Origin of the sequence: Mesorhizobium sp. M0045 (assembly GCF_040323385.1) — a bacterium.
GTDB lineage: Bacteria > Pseudomonadota > Alphaproteobacteria > Rhizobiales > Rhizobiaceae > Mesorhizobium.
On the sequence record NZ_JAMYUY010000011.1, the window covers coordinates 1 to 21,323 of the forward strand.

The window sequence follows — 21,323 nt, forward strand, 5'->3', positions numbered from 1 at the left end:
AGCGCGGCCAGGTCCTGGCCAAGCCCGGCACCGTCAAGCCGCACAAGAAGTTCGTTGCCGAAGCCTACATCCTGACCAAGGACGAGGGCGGCCGCCACACGCCGTTCTTCACCAACTACCGTCCGCAGTTCTATTTCCGCACGACGGACGTGACCGGCATCGTGTCGCTGCCGGAAGGCACCGAGATGGTGATGCCGGGCGACAACATCACCGTCGATGTCGAGCTGATCGTGCCGATCGCCATGGAAGAGAAGCTGCGCTTCGCCATCCGTGAAGGCGGCCGCACCGTCGGTGCCGGCATCGTCGTCACCATCAAAGAGTAATTTGGACTTAAACCGATCTGTCGCGGGCGCTGCCCGCGCCGCGCCAGAACAAGGAAGTGACGCATGAACGGACAGAATATCCGCATCCGCCTGAAGGCGTTTGATCACCGGGTGCTCGACGCCTCGACACGGGAAATCGTGTCGACCGCCAAGCGCACCGGCGCCAACGTCCGCGGCCCAATTCCGCTGCCGACGCGGATCGAAAAGTTCACGGTCAACCGGTCGCCTCACGTCGACAAGAAGAGCCGCGAGCAGTTCGAGATGCGCACGCACAAGCGTCTGCTCGACATCGTCGACCCGACCCCGCAGACGGTCGATGCTTTGATGAAGCTCGACCTGGCCGCCGGTGTCGACGTCGAGATCAAGCTCTAAGGAACCAGAGGTCAGCGGGGCGACCCGGAACTCTGAAGGAACAAGAGGCGTGGAGGGGCGACAGCCCCGACAGGGAACTCTAAAGGAATTGAACCGATGCGTTCAGGTGTGATTGCAAAGAAGGTGGGAATGACCCGCATCTACAACGATGCCGGGGAACATGTTCCCGTCACTGTTCTCCAGATGGAGAACTGCCAGGTCGTGGCGCAGCGCACGCAGGAGAAGAACGGCTATACCGCCGTCCAGCTCGGCGTTGGCCTTGCCAAGGTGAAGAACACGTCGAAGGCGATGCGCGGCCATTTCGCGTCCGCTTCCGTCGAGCCTAAGGCCAAGGTTGCCGAGTTCCGCGTCTCCGCCGACAACATGATCGATGTCGGCGCCGAGATCACCGTCGAGCATTTCGTCGTCGGCCAGAAGGTCGATGTGACGGGAACCACGATCGGCAAGGGTTTCCAGGGCGTCATCAAGCGGCACCACATGGGTGGCGGCCGCGCCACGCACGGCAACTCGGTGTCGCACCGTACACACGGTTCGACCGGCCAGCGCCAGGATCCGGGCAAGGTGTTCAAGGGCAAGCATATGGCCGGCCACATGGGTGACACCCGCGTCACCACGCAGAATGTCGAGGTCGTCTCGACCGACGCCGATCGTGGCCTGATCCTGATCCGCGGTGCGGTCCCGGGTTCGAAGGGTGCATGGATCCTGGTCCGCGATGCGGCCAAGGTTGCGCTTCCGGCCAATGCGCCGAAGCCCGCCGCGATCCGCGCCGTTGCAACCGATGGTGCCGCCAAGAACGAGGCCCCGGCCACAGAGGGAGCGGAATAATGGACCTCAAGATTACAACGCTTGGCGGCAAGGACGCCGGCAAGCTGAAGCTCTCCGAAGAGATTTTCGGCCTTGATCCGCGCGAGGACATCCTGCAGCGCGTCGTGCGCTGGCAGCTCGCCAAGAAGCAGCAGGGCACGCACAAGGCCAAGGGCCGCGCGGAAATCGCCCGCACCGGCGCCAAGATGTACAAGCAGAAGGGTACCGGCCGCGCCCGTCACCATTCGGCTCGCGCTCCGCAGTTCCGCGGCGGCGGCAAGGCCCACGGCCCGGTCGTGCGCAGCCACGAGCACGATCTGCCGAAGAAGGTGCGTGCGCTCGGTCTCAAGCATGCGCTTTCGGCCAAGGCCAAAAGCGCGTCGATCATCATCATCGACGAGCTGAAGCTGACCGAGGCCAAGACCAAGGCACTGATCGCGAATTTCGCGACGCTGGGCCTGAGCAACGCCCTGGTGATCGGCGGCGCCGAGCTTGACAAGAATTTCAAGCTGGCGGCGACCAACATCCCGAACATCGACGTGCTGCCCATCCAGGGCATCAACGTCTACGACATTCTGCGCCGCGGCACGCTGGTCCTTTCCAAGGCCGCCGTCGAGGCTCTCGAGGAGCGCTTCAAATGACCGACCTTCGTCACTACGACGTGATCGTCTCGCCGGCGATCACCGAAAAGTCGACCATGGCTTCCGAGCAGAACCAGGTCGTCTTCAATGTCGCCAAGAAGGCGTCGAAGCCGGAAATCAAGGCCGCCGTCGAAGCGCTGTTCGGCGTCAAGGTGATGGCTGTGAACACGCTTGTCCGCAAGGGCAAGATCAAGCGCTTCCGCGGCACGATCGGCCGCCAGAGCGACGTCAAGAAGGCGGTTGTGACGCTGGCCGACGGCCAGTCGATCGACGTCGCGACGGGTCTCTGAGCAAGGTCGCGAGGACAGAACAATGGCACTGAAAAAATTCAACCCGGTAACGCCGAGCACCCGTCAGCTGGTCATCGTCGACCGCTCGGGCCTCTACAAGGGCAAGCCCGTCAAGGGCCTGACCGAAGGCCTGACCAAGTCGGGCGGCCGCAACAATTACGGCCGCATCACGGCCCGCTTCATCGGCGGCGGTCACAAGCGCACCTACCGCATCATCGACTTCAAGCGCCGCAAGTTCGACGTCGTCGGTACGGTTGAGCGTATCGAGTACGATCCGAACCGCACCGCCTTCATCGCGCTGATCAAGTACGACGATGGCGAGCTGTCCTACATCATCGCCCCGCAGCGTCTGGCTCCCGGCGACAAGATCGTAGCCGGTGAATCGGTCGACGTGAAGCCGGGCAATGCGATGCCGCTGGCCTCGATGCCGGTCGGCACGATCGTCCATAATATCGAGCTGAAGCCTGGCAAGGGCGCTCAGGTCGCCCGTTCGGCCGGTGGTTATGGCCAGCTCGTCGGCCGCGACCAGGGCATGGCGATCCTGCGCCTCAATTCGGGCGAGCAGCGTGTCGTCCACGGCTCCTGCATGGCCACTGTCGGTGCCGTGTCCAACCCGGACCACGGCAACATCAATGACGGCAAGGCTGGCCGCACCGTGTGGCGTGGCAAACGTCCGCACAATCGCGGCGTGACCATGAACCCGGTCGACCATCCGCATGGCGGCGGCGAAGGCCGCACCTCGGGTGGCCGCCATCCGGTTTCGCCCTGGGGCAAGCCGACCAAGGGCAAGAAGACGCGGTCCAACAAGGCGACCGACAAGTTCATCCTGCGCTCGCGCCATCAGCGCAAGAGCTAAGAAGAGGTAACGCCAAGTGACTCGTTCGATTTGGAAAGGCCCCTTCATCGACGGCTACCTTCTGAAGAAGGTGGACAAGGTTCGTGAAGGTGGTCGCAATGAGGTGATCAAGATGTGGAGCCGCCGCTCCACCATCCTGCCGCAGTTCGTCGGCTTCACCTTCGGTGTCTACAACGGCCAGAAACACGTTCCCGTCTCGGTGAACGAGGACATGGTCGGTCACAAGTTCGGTGAATTCGCTCCGACCCGGACCTATTACGGTCACGGCGCGGATAAGAAGGCGAAGAGGAAATAATCATGGGCAAGGCCAAAGCTCCGCGCAGGCTTGCTGACAACGAAGCGCGCGCCGTGTTGCGCACGATCCGTATCAGCCCGCAGAAGCTGAACCTGGTTGCCGCGCTGATCCGCGGCAAGAAGGTCGCGACAGCGCTTTCCGACCTCGAATTCTCGGCCAAGCGGATTTCCGGCACGGTCAAGAAGACGCTGGAATCGGCGATCGCCAACGCAGAAAACAACCACGACCTCGACGTCGATGCGCTGATCGTGGCGGAAGCCTATGTCGGCAAGTCGATTGTCATGAAGCGGTTCCATGCCCGTGGCCGTGGTCGCGCCAGCCGTATCGAGAAGCCGTTCTCGCACCTCACGATCGTCGTTCGTGAAGTCGAAGAAAAAGGGGAGGCCGCATAATGGGCCAGAAAGTCAATCCGATCGGTCTGCGTCTCGGCATCAACCGCACCTGGGATTCGCGGTGGTTCGCGAACACCGGCGAGTACGGCAAGCTGCTGCACGAGGACATCAAGATCCGCAAATATCTTGAGAAGGAACTCAAGCAGGCTGCGATCTCGAAGGTCGTGATCGAGCGTCCGCACAAGAAGTGCCGCGTCACCATCCATGCGGCGCGTCCGGGCCTGATCATCGGCAAGAAGGGCGCCGACATCGAGAAGCTTCGCAAGAAGCTGATGGAGATGACCAAGTCCGAGACGCATCTGAACATCGTCGAAGTGCGCAAGCCGGAGATCGACGCGACCCTGGTCGCCCAGTCGATCGCCCAGCAGCTCGAGCGCCGCATCGCGTTCCGCCGCGCCATGAAGCGCGCCGTCCAGTCGGCGATGCGCCTCGGTGCCGAAGGCATCCGCATCAACTGCGCCGGTCGTCTCGGCGGCGCGGAGATCGCGCGCATGGAATGGTATCGCGAAGGCCGCGTGCCGCTGCATACGTTGCGCGCCGACGTCGACTACGGCACGGCCGAGGCGAATACGGCCTACGGTATCTGCGGTGTCAAGGTATGGGTGTTCAAGGGCGAAATCCTTGAGCACGACCCGATGGCATCGGAGCGCCGCGCCACCGAGGGCGATCATGCGCATGGCGGTGGTGGTGAGCGCGAGCGCGGTCGCCGTCGCGAAAACGCGTAAGACAGTCAGGAATTTGGAGTTAGAACGATGCTGCAGCCAAAGCGCACAAAGTTCCGCAAGCAGTTCAAGGGCCGCATCCACGGTACCGCCAAGGGCGGCACCAACCTGGATTTCGGTGGTTTCGGGCTGAAGGCGCTTGAGCCGAACCGCGTCACCGCGCGTGAGATCGAGGCGGCCCGCCGCGCGATCACCCGCGAGATGAAGCGCGCCGGCCGGGTGTGGATCCGTATCTTCCCGGACGTGCCGGTTACGTCGAAGCCGACTGAAGTCCGTATGGGTAAGGGCAAGGGCGCGGTCGACTACTGGGCGGCACGCGTCAAGCCGGGTCGCATCATGTTCGAGATCGACGGCGTCAACGAGGAAACCGCCCGTGAGGCGCTGCGTCTCGGCGCGGCCAAGCTCTCGGTCAGGACGCGCTTCGTACAGCGCATCGCAGAATAAGGACGGGCTGATCATGAAAGCCGAAGACATCCGGACCAAGACCCAGGACCAGCTGACCGACGACCTGGCCAGCCTGAAGAAGGAGCAGTTCAACCTGCGCTTCCAGAAGGCCACCGGCCAGCTTGAGAAGACCGCGCGCGTGAGGCAGGTCCGCAAGGACATTGCGCGTATCAAGACCATCGCTGCGGAAAAGTCCGCGGCCAAGAAGGCTTAAGGACGAAAACCATGCCAAAGCGCATTCTGCAGGGCACCGTCGTCAGCGACAAGAACGAGAAGACGGTTGTCGTCAAGGTCGAACGGCGCTTCACGCATCCCGTGATGAAGAAGACCGTGCGCATGACCAAGAAGTACAAGGCGCACGACGAGAACAACGCCCACAAGGTCGGCGATCAGGTGTTCATCCAGGAATCGAAGCCGATTTCCAAGGACAAGCGCTGGGTCGTGGTGTCTTCGGACCAGGCCTGATCAGGGCCAACGAAACGAATTTTGGACAGACCGGGGAGGGGTGAGAAACCCGTCCCGTTAGAAAAGAAGAAGGCGGCCAGTCATGATTCAGATGCAAACAAACCTCGACGTCGCGGATAATTCCGGCGCCCGTCGTGTCATGTGCATCAAGGTGCTGGGCGGCTCGAAGCGGAAATACGCTTCCGTGGGCGACATCATCGTGGTGTCGATCAAGGAAGCCATCCCGCGCGGCCGCGTCAAGAAGGGCGATGTGATGAAGGCGGTCGTGGTTCGCACGGCCAAGGACATCCGCCGCCCGGACGGCAGCGTGATCCGTTTCGACAAGAACGCAGCCGTTCTCGTCGACAACAAGAAAGAGCCGATCGGCACGCGTATCTTCGGACCGGTTCCGCGCGAACTCCGCGCCAAGAACCACATGAAGATCATCTCGCTCGCGCCTGAAGTGCTGTAAGGAGCCGGACCAATGCAAAAGATTAGAAAAGGCGACAAGGTCGTCGTGCTGGCCGGCAAGGACAAGGGCCGTTCGGGCGAAGTCCTTTCGGTGCAGCCGAAGGACGACACCGCGCTGGTGCGCGGCGTCAACCTGATCCGTCGTCATCAGAAGCAGTCCCAGTCCCAAGAGGGCGGGATCATCACCAAGGAAGCGCCGATCCAGCTGTCGAACATCGCGCTGGCCGACCCCAAGGATGGCAAGCCGACCCGCGTCGGCTTCATCTTCCAGAAGGACGGCAAGAAGGTGCGCGTCGCCAAGCGCTCGGGAGAAGTCATCAATGGCTAAGGCTCAAACCAAGCAGGCAACTGCCCAGAACACGCCGCGCCTCAAGCAGGTCTACAACGAGACCATTCGCAAGGCGCTGCAGGAGCAGTTCGGCTACGAGAACGAGATGCAGGTTCCGCGCATCGACAAGATCGTGTTGAACATGGGCGTCGGCGAGGCGACCGGCGATTCGAAGAAGCCTTCGATCGCGGCCGAAGACCTTGCAATGATCGCCGGCCAGAAGGCCGTTGTCACCCGCGCCCGCAACTCGATCGCCGGCTTCAAGGTCCGCGAGAAGATGCCGATCGGCGCCAAGGTCACGCTGCGCAAGGAACGCATGTACGAGTTCCTCGACCGCCTCGTGAACATCGCACTGCCGCGCGTCCGCGACTTCCGCGGGCTCAACCCGAAGAGCTTCGATGGCCGTGGCAACTATGCCATGGGCATCAAGGAACACATCGTGTTTCCGGAGATCAACTACGACAAGGTTGATCAGATCTGGGGCATGGACGTCATCGTTTGTACGACTGCGAAGACGGACGACGAAGCCAGGGCATTGCTCAAGGCCTTCAACTTCCCCTTCCGCCAGTAACGGCAGCGAGAAAAGGAAAAATCTGAAATGGCAAAGACCAGCTCAGTCGAGAAGAACAACAGGCGCCGCAAGCTTGCGGACCAGTTCGCTGCCAAGCGCAAGGTGCTCAAGGCGATCATCATGGATCAGGCCAAGCCGATGGAAGAGCGCTTCCGCGCTCAGCTGAAGCTTTCGGCGCTGCCGCGCAACTCGGCCAAGACCCGCATCCGCAACCGCTGCGAAGTCACCGGACGTCCGCGTGCCTATTATCGCAAGCTCAAAGTATCGCGTATCGCGCTTCGTGATCTCGGCAATAACGGCCAGATCCCGGGCCTGGTCAAGTCGAGCTGGTAAGGAGGACATAACATGTCATTGAGCGATCCTCTCGGCGATATGCTGACCCGCATCCGCAACGCGTATGGCCGTAAGAAGTCGAGCGTTTCGACGCCGGCTTCGCGCCTGCGCACCCGTGTCCTCGACGTGCTGAAGGCCGAAGGCTATATCCGCGACTACAGCCAGACCGACTTCGACAACGGCAAGTCCGAAATCGAGATCGAGCTGAAGTATTTCGACGGTGCGCCGGTGGTGCGCGAAATCGCCCGGGTCTCGAAGCCCGGCCGCCGCGTCTACGTTTCCGCCAAGTCGATACCACACGTCGCCAACGGCCTCGGCATCGCCATTCTTTCGACGCCGAAGGGTGTGATGGCCGACCACGAAGCGCGCGAACAGAATGTCGGCGGGGAAATCCTCTGCCAGATCTTCTGATCTGGTGTGTGACCCGTTGGAATCCGGCTTTCGGGATCAAGTCCCGAAAACCGAGACCTGAAACAAGAGAAGTGACGAGGACAACAGAATGTCTCGTATTGGAAAGAAACCCGTTTCGCTGCCGCAGGGCGTGACCGCGACCGTCAACGGCCAGACCGTGACGGCGAAGGGTCCGAAGGGCGAGCTGAAGTTCGTGGTGAACGACGAAGTGCTGGTCAAGATGGAAGGCAGCGAGATCGCTGTCCAGCCGCGCGACCAGACCAAGACCGCCCGTTCCAAATGGGGCATGTCGCGCACGCAGATCGTCAACATCCTGCAGGGCGTCAAGGACGGCTTCGAAAAGAAGCTCGAGATCACCGGCGTCGGCTATCGCGCCGCCATGCAAGGCAAGAACCTGCAGCTGGCGCTCGGCTTCAGCCACGACGTTGTCTACGAGACGCCGCAGGGCGTGACGATTTCGGTGCCGAAGCCGACGGAAATCACCGTGACCGGCATCGACAAGCAGCAGGTCGGTCAGGTTGCCGCCGAGATCCGCGAGTACCGCAGCCCCGAGCCCTACAAGGGCAAGGGCGTCCGCTATGCTGGCGAGAAGATCGTCCGCAAGGAAGGCAAGAAGAAGTAATTTTAACGCCGCGGGGAGCGGTCGCGGGAGGCTCGTCCTACCGCATATGGTTGCCCCCGTTTTTTGAAGGCAAGGAACTGATATCATGGGCTCGAAAGAATCCACCCAACGCCGCGCTCAGCGCGTCCGCCGCCAGATCAAAAAGGTTGCCGGCGATCGTCCGCGTTTGTCGGTCCATCGCACGTCGAAGAACATCTATGTCCAGGTGATCGACGACACCAAGGGCCACACCATCGCGGCTGCTTCGACGCTTGAGAAGGAGCTCAAGGGCTCGCTCAAGACCGGCGCCGACACCGCGGCCGCAGCTGCCATCGGCAAGCTGATCGCCGAGCGTGCCTCGAAGGCCGGCATCAAGGAAGTCGTCTTCGACCGGGGCGCCTACATCTACCACGGCCGCGTCAAGGCGCTTGCCGAGGCTGCACGTGAAGGTGGTCTGAGCTTCTAAAAACGAAATTTGCCCCGGCGACCCACAGAGGCCGCCGGATATCATCATCAACCGTGCTTCCGGAAAAAAACAAGGAACAGGATATGGCACAGGAACGTAGGGATGGCGGCCGCGGCCGTGATCGCGAAGAACGCGACGACGGCATGGTCGACAAGCTCGTCCACATCAACCGTGTCGCCAAGGTCGTCAAGGGCGGCCGGCGCTTCGGCTTTGCAGCACTCGTTGTCGTCGGCGACCAGAAGGGCCGCGTCGGCTTCGGGCACGGCAAGGCGCGTGAAGTGCCGGAGGCGATCCGCAAGGCGACCGAATCGGCCAAGCGCGACATGATCTTCGTGCCGTTGCGCTCGGGCCGCACGCTGCACCATGACGTCGAGGGACGCTGGGGAGCGGGACGTGTCCTGCTGCGCGCCGCCAAGCAAGGTACGGGCATCATCGCCGGCGGCCCGATGCGCGCCGTATTCGAGACGCTCGGCATGCATGACGTGGTCGCCAAGTCGATGGGTTCTTCGAACCCCTACAACATGGTTCGCGCCACTTTCGACGCGCTGAAGAGCCAGATGCATCCGAAGGATGTGGCTGCCGCGCGCGGCATCAAGTATTCGACCCTTCAGGCCCGCCGCGGCACCGCCGTTGCGGCTGAAGAATAGTCGACGCTGACCAGGGATCTGACCATGGCCAAGAAAGCAACCAAGACCATCACCGTCGAGCAGATCGGTTCACCGATCCGCCGGCCGAAGGAGCAGCGCGCAACGCTGGTCGGCCTCGGCCTCAACAAGATGCACAAGCAGCGCACGCTGGAGGATACGCCCTCCGTGCGCGGCATGATCGCTGCCGTCCAGCATCTCGTCCGCGTCGTGGACGAGGGCTGAGCCAGAGCGCAGGAGAATCCAGATGAAACTCAATGATCTGCGTGACAAGGACGGCGCGACGCATTCCAAGAAGCGTCTCGGCCGTGGCATCGGTTCCGGTTCGGGCAAGACCGCCGGTCGCGGCGTCAAGGGCCAGAAGGCGCGCTCCGGTGTCGCCGTCAACGGCTTCGAGGGTGGCCAGATGCCGCTCTACCGGCGTCTGCCGAAGCGCGGCTTCAACAATATCTTCGCCAAGAGCTTCACTGTCGTGTCGCTGGCCCGCATCCAGGCGGCGCTCGATGCCAAGAAGCTTGACGCTAAGACAGTTGTGACGGCCGAGGCGCTGGTTGCGGCCGGCGTCATCCGTCGCGTCAAGGACGGCGTGCGCATCCTTTCGGACGGCGACATCAAGGCCAAGCTTGCCTTCGACGTGGCCGGAGCCTCCAAGGCCGCGATCGAGAAGATCGAAGAGGCCGGCGGCTCGGTGAAACTGCCTGAGCAGGCAGCCGCCGAGTAACGGCAATTTGAAGCACGTTCGGCAAAGGCGGAATTCGGTTTTGCCTGCGGTCGTGCTTTGATCCGACAGATGTGGCGGCCGCATCAACGCGGCCGCTTGCATGTTTGCAGTCCGGAGCTTATCTCGTGAGCTTCGGTGACACGCGCCGCCTGAGCTGCGGGCATCGAGCGTGACCAAGCGGAGAATCAGGCATGGCTTCGGCTGCTGAACAACTAGCCTCGAATCTGAATTTTTCGGCCTTCGCCAAAGCCGAGGATTTGAAGAAGCGCATCTGGTTCACCATCGGCGCGCTGCTCGTCTACCGTCTTGGCACCTACATCCCGCTGCCCGGCATCAATCCCGACGCTTTCGCCCAGGCCTTCTCGTCGCAGAGCAAGGGCGTGCTCGGCATGTTCAACATGTTCGCCGGCGGCGCCGTGCAGCGCATGGCGATCTTTGCCCTTGGCATTATGCCCTATATCTCCGCTTCCATCATTATGCAGCTGATGACCTCGGTCATTCCGTCGCTGGAAGCGCTGAAGAAGGAAGGCGAGCAGGGCCGCAAGATCATCAACCAGTACACGCGCTACGGCACAGTGCTTCTGGCGCTGGTCCAGGCGTACGGCATTTCGGTCGGGCTTGAGGGCGGCAATGGCATCGTCAACGATCCCGGCATGTTCTTCCGCATCTCTACCGTCGTCACGCTGGTCGGCGGCACCATGTTCCTGATGTGGCTTGGCGAGCAGATCACCGCCCGCGGCATCGGCAACGGCATTTCGCTGATCATCTTCTCCGGCATCGTCGCCGGCCTGCCGCGCGCCATCTCCGGCACGCTGGAGCTTGGCCGCACCGGCGCCTTGTCGACCGGCCTGATCCTAGCGATCATCGTGCTCGCCATCATCGTCATCGCGCTGATCGTCTTCTTCGAGCGCGCCCAGCGCCGCCTGCTGATCCAGTATCCCAAGCGCCAGGTTGGCAATCGCATGTTCCAGGGCGATACCTCGCATCTGCCGCTGAAGCTCAACACGTCCGGCGTCATTCCGCCGATCTTCGCCTCGTCGCTGCTGCTGCTGCCTGCGACCGTCGCCGGCTTCTCGCAGACCACCAATATGCCTGCATGGGCTAGCACCATCCTGGCGGCGCTCGGCCACGGCCAGCCGCTTTATATGGCCTTCTACGCGGCGATGATCGTGTTCTTCGCCTTCTTCTATACGGCGATCGTCTTCAATCCGAAGGACACCGCCGACCAGCTCAAGAAGCATTCTGGTTTCATCCCGGGCTATCGTCCGGGCGAGCGCACTGCGGACTATATCGACTATGTGCTCACCCGCATCACCGTCGTCGGCGCCATTTATCTGGTGCTGGTGTGTCTGCTGCCCGAGTTCCTGATTTCAGCGACTGGCGTACCGTTCTACCTTGGTGGCACTTCGCTCCTGATCGTGGTCAGTGTAACGCTCGATACGGTGGCGCAGATTCAGGGTCACCTGATCGCGCACCAGTATGAGGGCCTGATCAAGAAGTCGAAGCTGCGCGGGGGGAAAAAGGCCAGATGAGGTTGATATTGCTTGGACCGCCGGGGGCGGGCAAGGGGACACAAGCACAGAGACTGGTAGAACGACACGGCATCCCACAGCTTTCCACGGGGGACATGCTGCGTGCTGCTGTTCAGGCCGGCACCGAAGTCGGCAAGCGCGCCAAGGCGGTGATGGACGCTGGCGAACTGGTGTCCGACGCTATCGTCAATGCCATCGTGGCCGAGCGCATCGATCAAGCTGATTGCGCAAACGGTTTCATCCTTGACGGGTATCCGCGAACTCTGGTGCAAGCGGACGCCGTTGAGGAAATGCTGTCGGATCGCGGACTGGAGCTAGACGCGGTCATCGAATTTGTCGTCGACGACAAGGCGCTGGTTGGCCGAATCGTCAAGCGCGCCGAAGAAGCCAAGGCCGCAGGCCTGCCAGTGCGCAAGGACGACAGTCCAGCGGTGTTCGAAGAACGCTTGAGGGAATATTACAAGAAAACCTCGCCGCTGATCGGCTACTACTATGCCAAGGGCAAACTTAGGGGCGTCGATGGCATGGCCGACATCGATGCGGTGACGCAGCAGATCGAGGCGGTGCTCAGGGCGACGACCCGGCAGGTTGGCCGAGCGGCCGGCTAGAGAATCGAACGATTGCGCTTGACTGGAGCGGCCCGCTGGGGTATGGCGGCCCGTCTTCCTATCAGGCATGAGGCTTGCTTGTCCGCAAGGGCAAGGCAGGCCGCTTTGAACTGGAAACTCCCGCAAGGGCCGGCCTCCACCGGACGCGGGGCAACTTGAAGCGCCGGCTCGCCCGGCCTACATGGAGAAGAGAAGAACATGGCTCGTATAGCCGGCGTCAACATTCCGACCAACAAGCGCGTCGTCATCGCGCTTCAATACATTCACGGCATTGGCAAGAAGTTCGCCCAGGAGATCGTCGACAAGGTCGGCATCCCGGCCGAGCGTCGCGTCAACCAGCTGACCGACGCGGAAGTGCTGCAGATCCGCGAGACCATCGACCGCGACTATCAGGTCGAGGGCGACCTGCGCCGCGAAGTGTCGATGAACATCAAGCGACTCATGGACCTCGGCTGCTACCGCGGCCTGCGTCACCGCCGCTCGCTGCCGGTTCGTGGCCAGCGCACGCATACCAATGCGCGCACCCGCAAGGGCCCAGCCAAGTCGATTGCCGGAAAGAAGAAGTAATTTAGGGCAGTAAGGGAGTAGGGCAGTAATAGGAACGGCAGACATACTGCCCTACTGCCATATTCCCCTACTGCCTTCTCCCTGGTGGAGCCGCTGGCATTACGGCGGTGTAGAGATCAACTGAAAGGACCATCATGGCCAAGGAAGCCACTCGTGTTCGCCGTCGCGAACGCAAGAACATCTCGTCGGGCGTTGCCCATGTCAATTCGACCTTCAACAACACGATGATCACCATCACCGACGCGCAGGGTAACTCGATTGCCTGGTCGTCGGCTGGAGCCCAGGGCTTCAAGGGATCGCGCAAGTCGACCCCGTTCGCTGCCCAGATGGCCGCCGAAGATGTTGCCAAGAAGGCCCAAGAACACGGCATGCGCATGCTCGAGGTCGAGGTCTGTGGACCCGGCTCCGGTCGTGAATCGGCGCTGCGCGCGCTGCAGGCCGCCGGCTTCACCATCACCTCGATCCGTGATGTGACGCCGATCCCGCACAATGGTTGCCGCCCGCGCAAGAAGCGCCGCGTCTAAAGAATTTACCGAACGCCGCGCGAGCGCCTCAAGGGCGCTCCTCCACGGCATTCCAGGTCGCCCGCCACGATTGGATGGTGGCGGGACAACGGAAGGAAAGCACTATGATCCAGAAAAATTGGCAAGAACTGATCAAGCCGAACAAGATCGAGTTCTCGTCGAAGAAGAAGACGCTGACCACGCTCGTCGCCGAGCCGCTCGAGCGCGGCTTCGGCCTCACCCTCGGCAACGCGCTGCGCCGCGTGCTTCTATCTTCGCTGCGTGGCGCGGCTGTGACCGCCGTGCAGATCGACGGCGTTCTGCATGAATTCTCGTCCATCGCCGGCGTCCGCGAGGACGTGACCGACATCGTCTTGAATATCAAGGAAATCGCCATCCGCATGGAAGGCGACGGCCCCAAGCGCATGGTCGTACGCAAGCAGGGACCGGGTGCGGTTCTCGCCGGCGACATCCAGACGGTTGGCGACGTCGAGATCCTTAATCCCGACCACGTCATCTGTACGCTGGACGAGGGCGCTGAAATCCGCATGGAATTCACCGTCGACACCGGCAAGGGCTATGTGCCGGCCGACCGCAACCGCGCCGAGGACGCGCCGATCGGGCTGATCCCCGTCGACAGCCTGTATTCGCCGGTCAAGAAGGTCTCCTATAAGGTCGAGAACACCCGCGAGGGCCAGGTTCTCGACTATGACAAGCTGACCATGACCATCGAGACCGATGGTTCGATCTCGGGCGAGGACGCAGTGGCCTTCGCCGCTCGCATCCTGCAGGACCAGCTCGGCCTGTTCGTCAATTTCGACGAGCCGCAGAAGGAAGTCGCCGCCGAGCAGGTTACCGAGCTTGCCTTCAACCCGGCGCTGCTCAAGAAGGTCGACGAGCTCGAGCTTTCCGTGCGCTCTGCCAACTGCCTGAAGAACGACAACATCGTCTACATCGGCGACCTGATCCAGAAGACCGAAGCCGAGATGCTGCGCACCCCGAACTTCGGCCGCAAGTCGCTGAACGAGATCAAGGAAGTCCTGGCGGCGATGGGCCTGCATCTCGGCATGGAAGTGCCGGACTGGCCGCCGGAAAACATCGAAGACCTCGCCAAGCGTTACGAAGATCAATATTAAGCATGATCCCGAACCGAAGGTCAGCGCAGCAAAAAGTTGCAGACTTTTCGGACAAGATCATGCGGCTAACCAACTGGGGCTCAGGCCTCTTGAAACCGCAATGAAGGAGAAGAGCCATGCGCCACGGATTTAAAGGCCGCCGGTTCGCCCGCAGCATAAGCCATCGCAAGTCGATGTTTGCCAACCTTGCCGTGTCGCTTATCGAGCACGAGCAGATACTCACCACGCTACCGAAGGCGAAGGATTTGCGTCCGATCGTCGAGAAGCTGGTGACGCTCGGCAAGCGCGGCGACCTGCACGCCCGCCGCCAGGTTATTGCCCAGATCGGCAATGAAGGCGTCGTCAAACGCCTGTTCGATACCATCGCGCCACGTTATGCCACCCGCAACGGCGGCTATCTGCGCATCATGAAGGCCGGCTTCCGCCACGGTGATAACGCGGCAATGGCGGTCATCGAGTTCGTCGACCGCGACACCTCGGCCAAGGGCGCCGGCGACCGTGCCCGCATCGAGGCTGAAGGCACCGAAGAGGAAGCCGCGGCCGCATAAGGCTCGGCTTTCCTGAGAAGTTCAAAAGGGGCCTCCGGGCCCCTTTTCTGTTTCCGAAGGTAACCGGGCAGGGCTGGTAGGGGTTTGGTCACCGGTTTTTGCGGCGACTACCCAAAATAATCGCATTTCAGCGGCTTAGCCTTTCATTTTGCACAATCGTCAGGACAATGGCGCCCGACTTGGAGGATTCGGAATGCGCGTTAAACGGCTGTCCATTGTTCTGATCTGCGCCTTGATGGCGTTGGCCGTCGTGCCGGCGGCCAGGCACGCGCTGGCGGAGGAGACCAAGCCAGATCCTGGTCTGTCCGACGTGCTGACCGACCTGTTGCATGGCGTCGAAGGCGAAAACGCCACCTCCGGCCCCGACAAGCGCGTGCCGTTCGGCCGCGAGGAGGTGCAGCTGTCCTTTGCGCCGCTGGTCAAGCAGACGGCGCCGGCTGTAGTCAATGTCTACGCCTCGCAGACCGCCAAGGTGGCGTCACCCTTCGACGGCGATCCGTTTTTCGAGGAGTTCTTCGGCCGCTCGCAGCCGCGCGCGCAGTCGTCGCTCGGTTCGGGGGTACTGGTCGATCCGACCGGCGTCGTGGTGACCAATTTCCATGTCGTCAAGGACGCCGACCAGGTCAAGGTCGCGACCGCCGACGGGCGCGAATTCGACAGTAAGGTGCTGCTCAAGGATGAGACGCTCGACCTCGCCGTGCTCAAGATTTCTTCCGACAAGCCGTTCCCGGTGATCGCCATCGGCGATTCCGACGCGCTCGAGGTTGGCGACCTGGTGCTGGCGATCGGCAATCCGTTCGGGGTCGGCCAGACCACCACCAGCGGCATCATTTCGGCGGTGGCGCGCAGCCATATCGGCGTCTCCGATTCCAGCTTCTTCATCCAGACCGACGCGGCCATCAATCCCGGCAATTCCGGCGGCGCGCTGGTCAACATGGGAGGGCAGCTGATCGGCATCAACACGGCGATCTACAGCCGTAGCGGCGGCTCGATCGGCATCGGCTTTGCCATCCCTTCGAACATGGTCCGCGCTTTCGCCGATGCGGCCAAGGCCGGGCTCGACTTCTTCGAGCGGCCGTATGCCGGTGCCGAGTTCGAGGCGGTGACGCCGCAGATTGCGGAATCGCTTGGCATGGACAAACCGACCGGTGCGCTGGTTTCTTCAGTCGAAGAGGCGGGACCCGCGGCCAAGGCAGGGCTCAAGCCTGGCGACGTAGTGCTGTCGCTCAACGGCAAGCCGGTCGAGAGCGTCGGGGCGCTGGACTACCGGATGGCGACGCTGTCGATTGGTACGAACGCCAGCTTCGGCGTTCTGAGCAAGGGTCAGCAGGCGACGATGGACATCGCTCTGGAACGACCGCCCGAAGGCGCCAAAGCTGCGGAACTCACATTGCGCGGCCGCAGCCCGTTTTCCGGCGCCAAGGTTGCTGAACTGTCGCCACGGCTTGCCCAACGGCTCGGTCTGCGCACCGATGTCAAAGGCGTAACCGTGGTCGACATCAACCGCGATTCGCCCGCTGCCGATTTTGGATTCCAGCCGGGCGACATCGTGCGTGAGGTCAATGGCCTGACGATCGACAAGGCGGCGACCCTGGAACAGGTAGCCCAGCAGGATACGCGCTGGTGGCGCTTTACCGTCGAGCGCGGCGGGCAGATACTGCGCCAGGTGTTGCGTTACTGAGCCCGACCGTCAGCATGATCGGGCTCCAGGCAGAAGAAGTTGCATGGCCGATCTGTTCAGTGTCGATGAACCGGAAAAGACGCCGCCCGGCAGGCCGCTGGCGGACCGTCTGCGCCCGAAGAACCTTGGCGAGGTCGTCGGCCAGGAGCACCTGACCGGACCCGACGGCGCGCTGACGCGGCTGATCGGCTCCGGCTCGCTCGGTTCGATGATTTTCTGGGGCCCGCCCGGCACCGGCAAGACAACGGTCGCACGGCTGCTTGCCGGAGAGACAAGCCTCGTCTTCGAACAGATTTCGGCCGTGTTTTCCGGCGTTGCCGACCTGAAGAAAGTGTTCGAGGCAGCTAAGCTGCGCCGCTCGAACGGCCGCCAGACACTGCTGTTCGTCGATGAGATCCATCGCTTCAACCGCGCTCAGCAGGACAGTTTTCTGCCGGTGATGGAAGACGGCACCGTCGTGCTGGTCGGCGCCACCACCGAGAACCCGTCCTTCGAGCTTAACGCCGCGCTTTTGTCGCGCGCGCGCGTGCTGGTCTTTCACTCGCTCGGCGAGGACAGCATCGCCAAGCTGCTGGCGCGGGCCGAGCAGGCAGAGGGCAGGGCGCTGCCGCTCGATGAAGACGCGCGGGCGATGCTCATCCGCATGAGCGACGGCGACGGCCGCGCGGCGCTGACGCTCGCCGAAGAGGTCTGGCGCGCAGCGAAATCAAAGGAGGTGTTCGGCGCCGAAGCTCTGCAGCGCATCGTCCAGCGCCGCGCGCCGATCTACGACAAAGGCCAGGACGGCCATTACAATTTGATCTCCGCCTTGCACAAATCGGTGCGCGGCTCCGATCCCGACGCGGCCCTCTACTATCTGGCCCGCATGTTCGACGCCGGCGAAGATCCGCTTTATCTCGGGCGCCGGTTGGTGCGCATGGCGATGGAGGATATCGGGCTAGCCGACCCGCAGGCGCTCGTCGTCGCTAACGCCGCCAAGGACGCCTACGACTATCTGGGCTCGCCCGAGGGCGAACTGGCCTTCGCCGAGGCGACCGTCTATCTCGCTACCGCGCCGAAATCCAATGCAGTCTATACCGCGTTCAAGGCCGCCACACAGGCGGCGAAGGAATTCGGTTCGCTGCTGCCGCCCAAGCACATTCTCAATGCGCCGACCAAGCTGATGAAACAGGAAGATTACGGCGCCGGCTATCGCTACGACCACGACGAGCCCGACGCTTTTTCCGGCCAGGACTATTTTCCGGAGAAGATGGGAAGGCAGACATTCTACGACCCGCCCGAGCGCGGCTTCGAGCGCGATATCAGGAAGCGGCTGGATTATTGGGCGAAGCTGCGCAGCGAGCGAGAAAAATAGCTGCCAGTCGCACAGTGGCGTGATCGCCGTTGTCTGGCGTGACAAAAAACCCTATCAAGATGCGCCTTCGGCCGGCGGACAGGCCAGAAACGTACCGACGATATTCAGAATGGAATCGCGCCTGGCGCGTGGAAAAATGACAAAAAAATCTCGCAAGACCCTTCGGAAGTTCGCCATAGCGATCCCGCTGCTGGCGCTCGGCTTTTATTTCATTCCCATCCTGATGACAATTTTCATTGTCCTCGGTCTGATCGACGTGTTGCGCAACGACAACAAGAACTGGGCCCTGTTCAGTGGTTATTTCCTCGGCAACGGCATCTTCACCTGGCTGCTTTCGCCCTTCAATCTGCTGGTCGATCTGCTGTGCTACAGAAACCGGGGTATCTGGAAACTGGACCAGTTTCCTCCGGACTATCAACGCGAGGTCAACGAGGTCCTGGACGTATTTAAGGCGCGCAAGGACGAGATCATCGCCGATATCGACGCCAATTTCGGCAGCGGCCGGCGCGGCATGTATGTCTATCAGTGGTATGGCAAGCACAAAATAGACAACGTTGCCGAATTCAACAAGGATTTCAAATATATCAAGACGATTGCCGTTTCTGTTTTCAGCGGCAGGGAATCGACTTCCTGGCACTTTGGCCCGCTCCGGCTCAGCCTGCGCATTCTCTACAACCTCATCCCGGTGAAATCGGAAGTGTTTGTCGAGTGCGGCAACGCCAAGAACTACTGGCACGAGAACCCGCTGTTCATCTTCGATGACACACTACTGCATCGCTCGGTCAACCAGTATGACGGGCGCCGCTACTGTGTGTTCATGGACATCATTCGCCCGTCGCCGTTTCCCGGTCTGATCGCGAGCCTCCTGGCCATCGTTTCGGTCAGCGTCGAGCGCATCAATGCCATGTTCTACAAAAACTGGAAGATGATCGCCTCCAGCAAGCCGAAGAAGGCCGGAGCCGCCTGACACCGTAGTGTGACCGGTGCGAGGGAGCACGATGTATGATCTGTTGCTTGTCTGCCTTGGTGGCGCGATCGGCGCAATGGCCCGCTTCTTCTTGTCCGGCTTCGTCGCCCGCCGGGTTGGCGAGACCTTTCCCTGGGGCACGATGGTGGTCAACGTCTCGGGAGCGTTTGCAATCGGTGTCGTTGCGCATGCGGTGACGCGCGACGGCATGCCCGCCATCTGGGCCTTTGCCGTCACCGGCGGCCTCGGCTGCTACACTACGGTCTCTTCCTTCAGCCTGCAGACGCTGGCACTGGCGCGCGAGGGCGAATGGCTGCGCGCCGGCGGAAATGTGCTGCTTTCGGTTTTCCTGAGCCTCGGCGGCGTGACGCTGGGCTTTGCCGCGGGAAGTCTTCTGATTGGCAGCGGGGCGCCGTGAGCGGCCCGCGGAAGCTCCGCCACGACGGGACGGAGACTGCCGCGGCCGGGCATGGCGGACGTCTCATTGGTTGGCGCAGAACCTCCGAAGCGGTTCGGCTCTATGCGACCGTGGCCGCAGGCAGCATGATCGGCGGTGTGCTGCGGGCGCTTGCCTCATCGACGAGCACTGCCCTGTGGGGCGCTGGATTTCCCTTCGGCACACTCCTCGTCAACATTGTCGGCTCATTCCTCATCGGCTTCTACGCGACATTGACGGGACCGGATGGTCGTGTCTTCGCCGGTCCGCTGCAGCGCCAGTTCTTCATGGCCGGCTTCTGTGGCGGCCTGACGACCTTCTCGGCCTTCAGCCTTGAAACGCTCACCCTCGCGCAAGGCGGGAGGTTTCTGGCGGCTGGACTCAATATCGCGATCTCCGTGGTGGCCTGGCTTGCCGCCGTCTGGCTCGGCCACATCTTTGCAGTTCGCCTCAACCGGCTGAGAGGGTCCAGGCAATGAAGATACCAACACAGGCACAATTGCTGCGCATATTTATCGGCGAAAACGACAAGGCAGATGGCCGTCCGCTGTATGAGGTTATCGTGCTGAGGGCCCGCGAAATGCAGATCGCCGGCGCGACCGTCCTGCGCGGCGCGATGGGGTTCGGCCATTCCAGCCGGCTTCACACCACGAAGATCCTCCGCCTATCGGAGGATCTGCCCCTGGTCATCGAGATCGTCGATGACGAGGAAAAATTGGCCGGTTTCCTGCCCGTTCTTGAAACAATCATGACAAGTGGTTTGATTACGCTGGAGAAAGTTCAGGTTCTGCAATATGGAACCGACAACGAATAACCGAGTGAGATTGCGGGTGCCGGCGAATGCCGTTGCATGCCTGCAAAACGGCGATTGGAATCATGGCAGGCGTTGAACAGATCACAGTGGACGCCGGTGAGGCGGGCATGCGGCTCGACCGCTGGTTCAAGAGCCATTTCCCCGGTCTCGGTTTTGGTCATCTGCAGAAGCTGCTGCGTTCCGGCCAGATCCGCGTCGACGGCGGCAGGGTGAAGGCCGATACCCGCGTCGAAGCCGGCCAAACGGTGCGTGTGCCGCCGCTCGAAGTCGACAAGAAAGGCGAAAGCCCGCTGACCGGCCATTCGATACGCAACCAGGGCGACGCCGATGTCCTAGCCAAGATGCTGATCCATGAGGACCCGAAGGTCTTTGTCTTCAACAAGCCGGCCGGCCTGGCGGTGCAAGGCGGCTCGGGGGTCACCCGCAATGTCGACGACATGCTGGAAGCCTGGCGCAACCAAAAGGGCGAGAAGCCGCGTCTGGTGCACCGGCTCGACCGCGACACGTCGGGTGTTCTGGTTGTCGCCCGTACAAGGCTCGCCGCCATGAAGCTCGCCGAAGCGTTCCGGGCGCGTGAGACGAAGAAAACCTACTGGGCGCTGGTCAAGGGTGTGCCGCCGAAGCGCGAGGACAAGATCTCGACCTGGTTGATTAAGGAACCGACGCCCGACGGCGATCGCGTGCGCATCGCCAAGCATGGCGAAAAGGGCGCCGACCACGCCGTGTCTTACTACCGTGTCATCGAGCAGGCTGCACAGACGATGACCTGGCTGGAGATGGAGCCGTATACCGGCCGCACCCACCAGCTTCGTGTCCACGCCGCGCATATCGGCTGCCCGATCATCGGTGACCCCAAATATTTCGAGGCCGACACCAATTGGGATTTTCCCGGCGGCATGCAGAACCGTCTGCATCTGCACGCCCGCCGCATCGTCATCCCGCATCCCGATAAGGGGTTCGTCGACATCACCGCGCCGATGCCGCCGCACATGCGCCAGAGCTGGAACCTGATCGGCTTCGACGACGCAAGCGCGGAGGACTAGGGCCG

At 62.0% G+C, this 21,323-nt stretch carries 35 protein-coding genes; all 35 read left to right on the plus strand.

Translation table 11 applies throughout. The annotated features are described in order from the left end of the window. Positions 1 to 323, plus strand: a 323-nt coding sequence (locus NKJ72_RS18160; RefSeq protein ID WP_502901861.1) for an EF-Tu C-terminal domain-related protein, incomplete at its 5' end; no start/stop codon positions are given. A 63-nt stretch (positions 324 to 386) separates the two neighbouring features. Beyond that, positions 387 to 695 carry a 30S ribosomal protein S10 gene (gene rpsJ, locus NKJ72_RS18165; protein ID WP_006205468.1) on the plus strand — a complete coding sequence of 103 codons (309 nt, stop codon included), beginning with the start codon at positions 387 to 389 and terminating at the stop codon, positions 693 to 695. 96 nt (positions 696 to 791) lie between these two features. Continuing rightward, entirely contained in the window at positions 792 to 1,520 is a 729-nt protein-coding gene (rplC, locus tag NKJ72_RS18170) for a 50S ribosomal protein L3 (protein WP_254817149.1), read from the plus strand. Further along, on the plus strand, positions 1,520 to 2,140 hold the full coding sequence (gene rplD / locus NKJ72_RS18175) for a 50S ribosomal protein L4 (RefSeq protein ID WP_023675140.1): 621 nt from the start codon (positions 1,520 to 1,522) through the stop codon (positions 2,138 to 2,140). The genes rplC and rplD overlap by 1 nt, the downstream gene beginning before the upstream one ends. Then, a complete protein-coding gene (locus NKJ72_RS18180) occupies positions 2,137 to 2,430 on the plus strand; it encodes a 50S ribosomal protein L23 (RefSeq protein ID WP_006205465.1) in 294 nt (97 codons plus the stop codon). Before rplD ends, NKJ72_RS18180 begins: the two co-directional genes overlap by 4 nt. A 22-nt stretch (positions 2,431 to 2,452) precedes the next feature. Further along, positions 2,453 to 3,286: a 50S ribosomal protein L2 gene (gene rplB / locus NKJ72_RS18185; RefSeq protein WP_023675138.1), complete on the plus strand. Its 834-nt coding sequence runs from the start codon at positions 2,453 to 2,455 to the stop codon at positions 3,284 to 3,286. 16 nt (positions 3,287 to 3,302) lie between these two features. Beyond that, positions 3,303 to 3,581: a 30S ribosomal protein S19 gene (rpsS, locus tag NKJ72_RS18190; protein ID WP_006205463.1), complete on the plus strand. Its 279-nt coding sequence runs from the start codon at positions 3,303 to 3,305 to the stop codon at positions 3,579 to 3,581. A gap of 2 nt (positions 3,582 to 3,583) precedes the next feature. Then, positions 3,584 to 3,973, plus strand: a complete 390-nt coding sequence (gene rplV, locus NKJ72_RS18195) for a 50S ribosomal protein L22 (protein ID WP_006205462.1) — start codon at positions 3,584 to 3,586, stop codon at positions 3,971 to 3,973. Further along, complete coding sequence (rpsC, locus tag NKJ72_RS18200; protein ID WP_023675137.1) at positions 3,973 to 4,698, plus strand: 30S ribosomal protein S3; 726 nt, start codon at positions 3,973 to 3,975, stop codon at positions 4,696 to 4,698. The genes rplV and rpsC overlap by 1 nt, the downstream gene beginning before the upstream one ends. Before the next feature lie 27 nt (positions 4,699 to 4,725). Next, complete coding sequence (gene rplP / locus NKJ72_RS18205; RefSeq protein ID WP_006205460.1) at positions 4,726 to 5,139, plus strand: 50S ribosomal protein L16; 414 nt, start codon at positions 4,726 to 4,728, stop codon at positions 5,137 to 5,139. Between the two features lie 13 nt (positions 5,140 to 5,152). Further along, positions 5,153 to 5,353 (plus strand): 50S ribosomal protein L29, encoded by a 201-nt coding sequence (gene rpmC, locus NKJ72_RS18210; RefSeq protein ID WP_006205459.1) that lies wholly within the window; start codon positions 5,153 to 5,155, stop codon positions 5,351 to 5,353. Between the two features lie 11 nt (positions 5,354 to 5,364). Beyond that, positions 5,365 to 5,604, plus strand: a complete 240-nt coding sequence (rpsQ, locus tag NKJ72_RS18215) for a 30S ribosomal protein S17 (protein ID WP_023675136.1) — start codon at positions 5,365 to 5,367, stop codon at positions 5,602 to 5,604. Positions 5,605 to 5,686: 82 nt separating this feature from the next. Then, positions 5,687 to 6,055, plus strand: coding sequence for a 50S ribosomal protein L14 (gene rplN, locus NKJ72_RS18220; RefSeq protein WP_006205457.1), 369 nt, complete (start codon positions 5,687 to 5,689; stop codon positions 6,053 to 6,055). Between the two features lie 12 nt (positions 6,056 to 6,067). Then, the gene (rplX, locus tag NKJ72_RS18225) at positions 6,068 to 6,382 is read left to right on the plus strand and encodes a 50S ribosomal protein L24 (RefSeq protein WP_254817150.1); all 315 of its coding nucleotides are present in this window, start codon (positions 6,068 to 6,070) and stop codon (positions 6,380 to 6,382) included. Next, positions 6,375 to 6,953, plus strand: coding sequence for a 50S ribosomal protein L5 (rplE, locus tag NKJ72_RS18230; RefSeq protein ID WP_008875670.1), 579 nt, complete (start codon positions 6,375 to 6,377; stop codon positions 6,951 to 6,953). Before rplX ends, rplE begins: the two co-directional genes overlap by 8 nt. 27 nt (positions 6,954 to 6,980) lie before the next feature. Then, positions 6,981 to 7,286, plus strand: a complete 306-nt coding sequence (gene rpsN / locus NKJ72_RS18235) for a 30S ribosomal protein S14 (protein WP_352478780.1) — start codon at positions 6,981 to 6,983, stop codon at positions 7,284 to 7,286. Between the two features lie 12 nt (positions 7,287 to 7,298). Beyond that, the gene (rpsH, locus tag NKJ72_RS18240) at positions 7,299 to 7,697 is read left to right on the plus strand and encodes a 30S ribosomal protein S8 (RefSeq protein ID WP_006205453.1); all 399 of its coding nucleotides are present in this window, start codon (positions 7,299 to 7,301) and stop codon (positions 7,695 to 7,697) included. 88 nt (positions 7,698 to 7,785) lie between these two features. Beyond that, on the plus strand, positions 7,786 to 8,319 hold the full coding sequence (gene rplF / locus NKJ72_RS18245) for a 50S ribosomal protein L6 (RefSeq protein ID WP_023675133.1): 534 nt from the start codon (positions 7,786 to 7,788) through the stop codon (positions 8,317 to 8,319). Positions 8,320 to 8,404: 85 nt separating this feature from the next. Next, entirely contained in the window at positions 8,405 to 8,764 is a 360-nt protein-coding gene (rplR, locus tag NKJ72_RS18250) for a 50S ribosomal protein L18 (protein WP_352478782.1), read from the plus strand. Positions 8,765 to 8,847: 83 nt separating this feature from the next. Next, complete coding sequence (gene rpsE, locus NKJ72_RS18255; protein WP_006333394.1) at positions 8,848 to 9,411, plus strand: 30S ribosomal protein S5; 564 nt, start codon at positions 8,848 to 8,850, stop codon at positions 9,409 to 9,411. A gap of 24 nt (positions 9,412 to 9,435) precedes the next feature. Continuing rightward, complete coding sequence (gene rpmD / locus NKJ72_RS18260) at positions 9,436 to 9,633, plus strand: 50S ribosomal protein L30 (protein WP_006205449.1); 198 nt, start codon at positions 9,436 to 9,438, stop codon at positions 9,631 to 9,633. 22 nt (positions 9,634 to 9,655) lie between these two features. Continuing rightward, positions 9,656 to 10,129 (plus strand): 50S ribosomal protein L15, encoded by a 474-nt coding sequence (rplO, locus tag NKJ72_RS18265; protein ID WP_352478784.1) that lies wholly within the window; start codon positions 9,656 to 9,658, stop codon positions 10,127 to 10,129. 191 nt (positions 10,130 to 10,320) lie between these two features. Then, positions 10,321 to 11,661 (plus strand): preprotein translocase subunit SecY, encoded by a 1,341-nt coding sequence (secY, locus tag NKJ72_RS18270; RefSeq protein ID WP_023675130.1) that lies wholly within the window; start codon positions 10,321 to 10,323, stop codon positions 11,659 to 11,661. Continuing rightward, complete coding sequence (locus NKJ72_RS18275; RefSeq protein ID WP_352478786.1) at positions 11,658 to 12,269, plus strand: adenylate kinase; 612 nt, start codon at positions 11,658 to 11,660, stop codon at positions 12,267 to 12,269. Before secY ends, NKJ72_RS18275 begins: the two co-directional genes overlap by 4 nt. 198 nt (positions 12,270 to 12,467) lie before the next feature. Beyond that, entirely contained in the window at positions 12,468 to 12,836 is a 369-nt protein-coding gene (rpsM, locus tag NKJ72_RS18280; RefSeq protein WP_006205445.1) for a 30S ribosomal protein S13, read from the plus strand. A gap of 134 nt (positions 12,837 to 12,970) precedes the next feature. After that, positions 12,971 to 13,360, plus strand: coding sequence for a 30S ribosomal protein S11 (rpsK, locus tag NKJ72_RS18285; RefSeq protein WP_023799279.1), 390 nt, complete (start codon positions 12,971 to 12,973; stop codon positions 13,358 to 13,360). A 104-nt stretch (positions 13,361 to 13,464) separates the two neighbouring features. Continuing rightward, positions 13,465 to 14,475, plus strand: a complete 1,011-nt coding sequence (locus NKJ72_RS18290; protein WP_023675128.1) for a DNA-directed RNA polymerase subunit alpha — start codon at positions 13,465 to 13,467, stop codon at positions 14,473 to 14,475. Positions 14,476 to 14,591: 116 nt separating this feature from the next. Then, positions 14,592 to 15,023: a 50S ribosomal protein L17 gene (gene rplQ, locus NKJ72_RS18295; protein ID WP_023675127.1), complete on the plus strand. Its 432-nt coding sequence runs from the start codon at positions 14,592 to 14,594 to the stop codon at positions 15,021 to 15,023. A 193-nt stretch (positions 15,024 to 15,216) separates the two neighbouring features. Then, positions 15,217 to 16,704: a DegQ family serine endoprotease gene (locus tag NKJ72_RS18300; protein ID WP_352478789.1), complete on the plus strand. Its 1,488-nt coding sequence runs from the start codon at positions 15,217 to 15,219 to the stop codon at positions 16,702 to 16,704. A 43-nt stretch (positions 16,705 to 16,747) separates the two neighbouring features. Beyond that, positions 16,748 to 18,058, plus strand: a complete 1,311-nt coding sequence (locus NKJ72_RS18305; RefSeq protein WP_352478791.1) for a replication-associated recombination protein A — start codon at positions 16,748 to 16,750, stop codon at positions 18,056 to 18,058. A 136-nt stretch (positions 18,059 to 18,194) separates the two neighbouring features. Continuing rightward, positions 18,195 to 19,025, plus strand: a complete 831-nt coding sequence (locus tag NKJ72_RS18310; protein WP_352478793.1) for an aspartyl/asparaginyl beta-hydroxylase domain-containing protein — start codon at positions 18,195 to 18,197, stop codon at positions 19,023 to 19,025. A gap of 31 nt (positions 19,026 to 19,056) precedes the next feature. Then, positions 19,057 to 19,443 (plus strand): fluoride efflux transporter CrcB, encoded by a 387-nt coding sequence (gene crcB / locus NKJ72_RS18315; protein WP_352478794.1) that lies wholly within the window; start codon positions 19,057 to 19,059, stop codon positions 19,441 to 19,443. A gap of 125 nt (positions 19,444 to 19,568) precedes the next feature. Beyond that, positions 19,569 to 19,940 (plus strand): fluoride efflux transporter CrcB, encoded by a 372-nt coding sequence (crcB, locus tag NKJ72_RS18320; RefSeq protein WP_254817401.1) that lies wholly within the window; start codon positions 19,569 to 19,571, stop codon positions 19,938 to 19,940. Further along, a complete protein-coding gene (locus NKJ72_RS18325; protein ID WP_352478796.1) occupies positions 19,937 to 20,275 on the plus strand; it encodes a DUF190 domain-containing protein in 339 nt (112 codons plus the stop codon). The genes crcB (NKJ72_RS18320) and NKJ72_RS18325 overlap by 4 nt, the downstream gene beginning before the upstream one ends. Positions 20,276 to 20,337: 62 nt before the next feature. Continuing rightward, positions 20,338 to 21,318, plus strand: a complete 981-nt coding sequence (locus NKJ72_RS18330) for an RluA family pseudouridine synthase (protein WP_352478798.1) — start codon at positions 20,338 to 20,340, stop codon at positions 21,316 to 21,318. Positions 21,319 to 21,323: the final 5 nt, after the last annotated feature.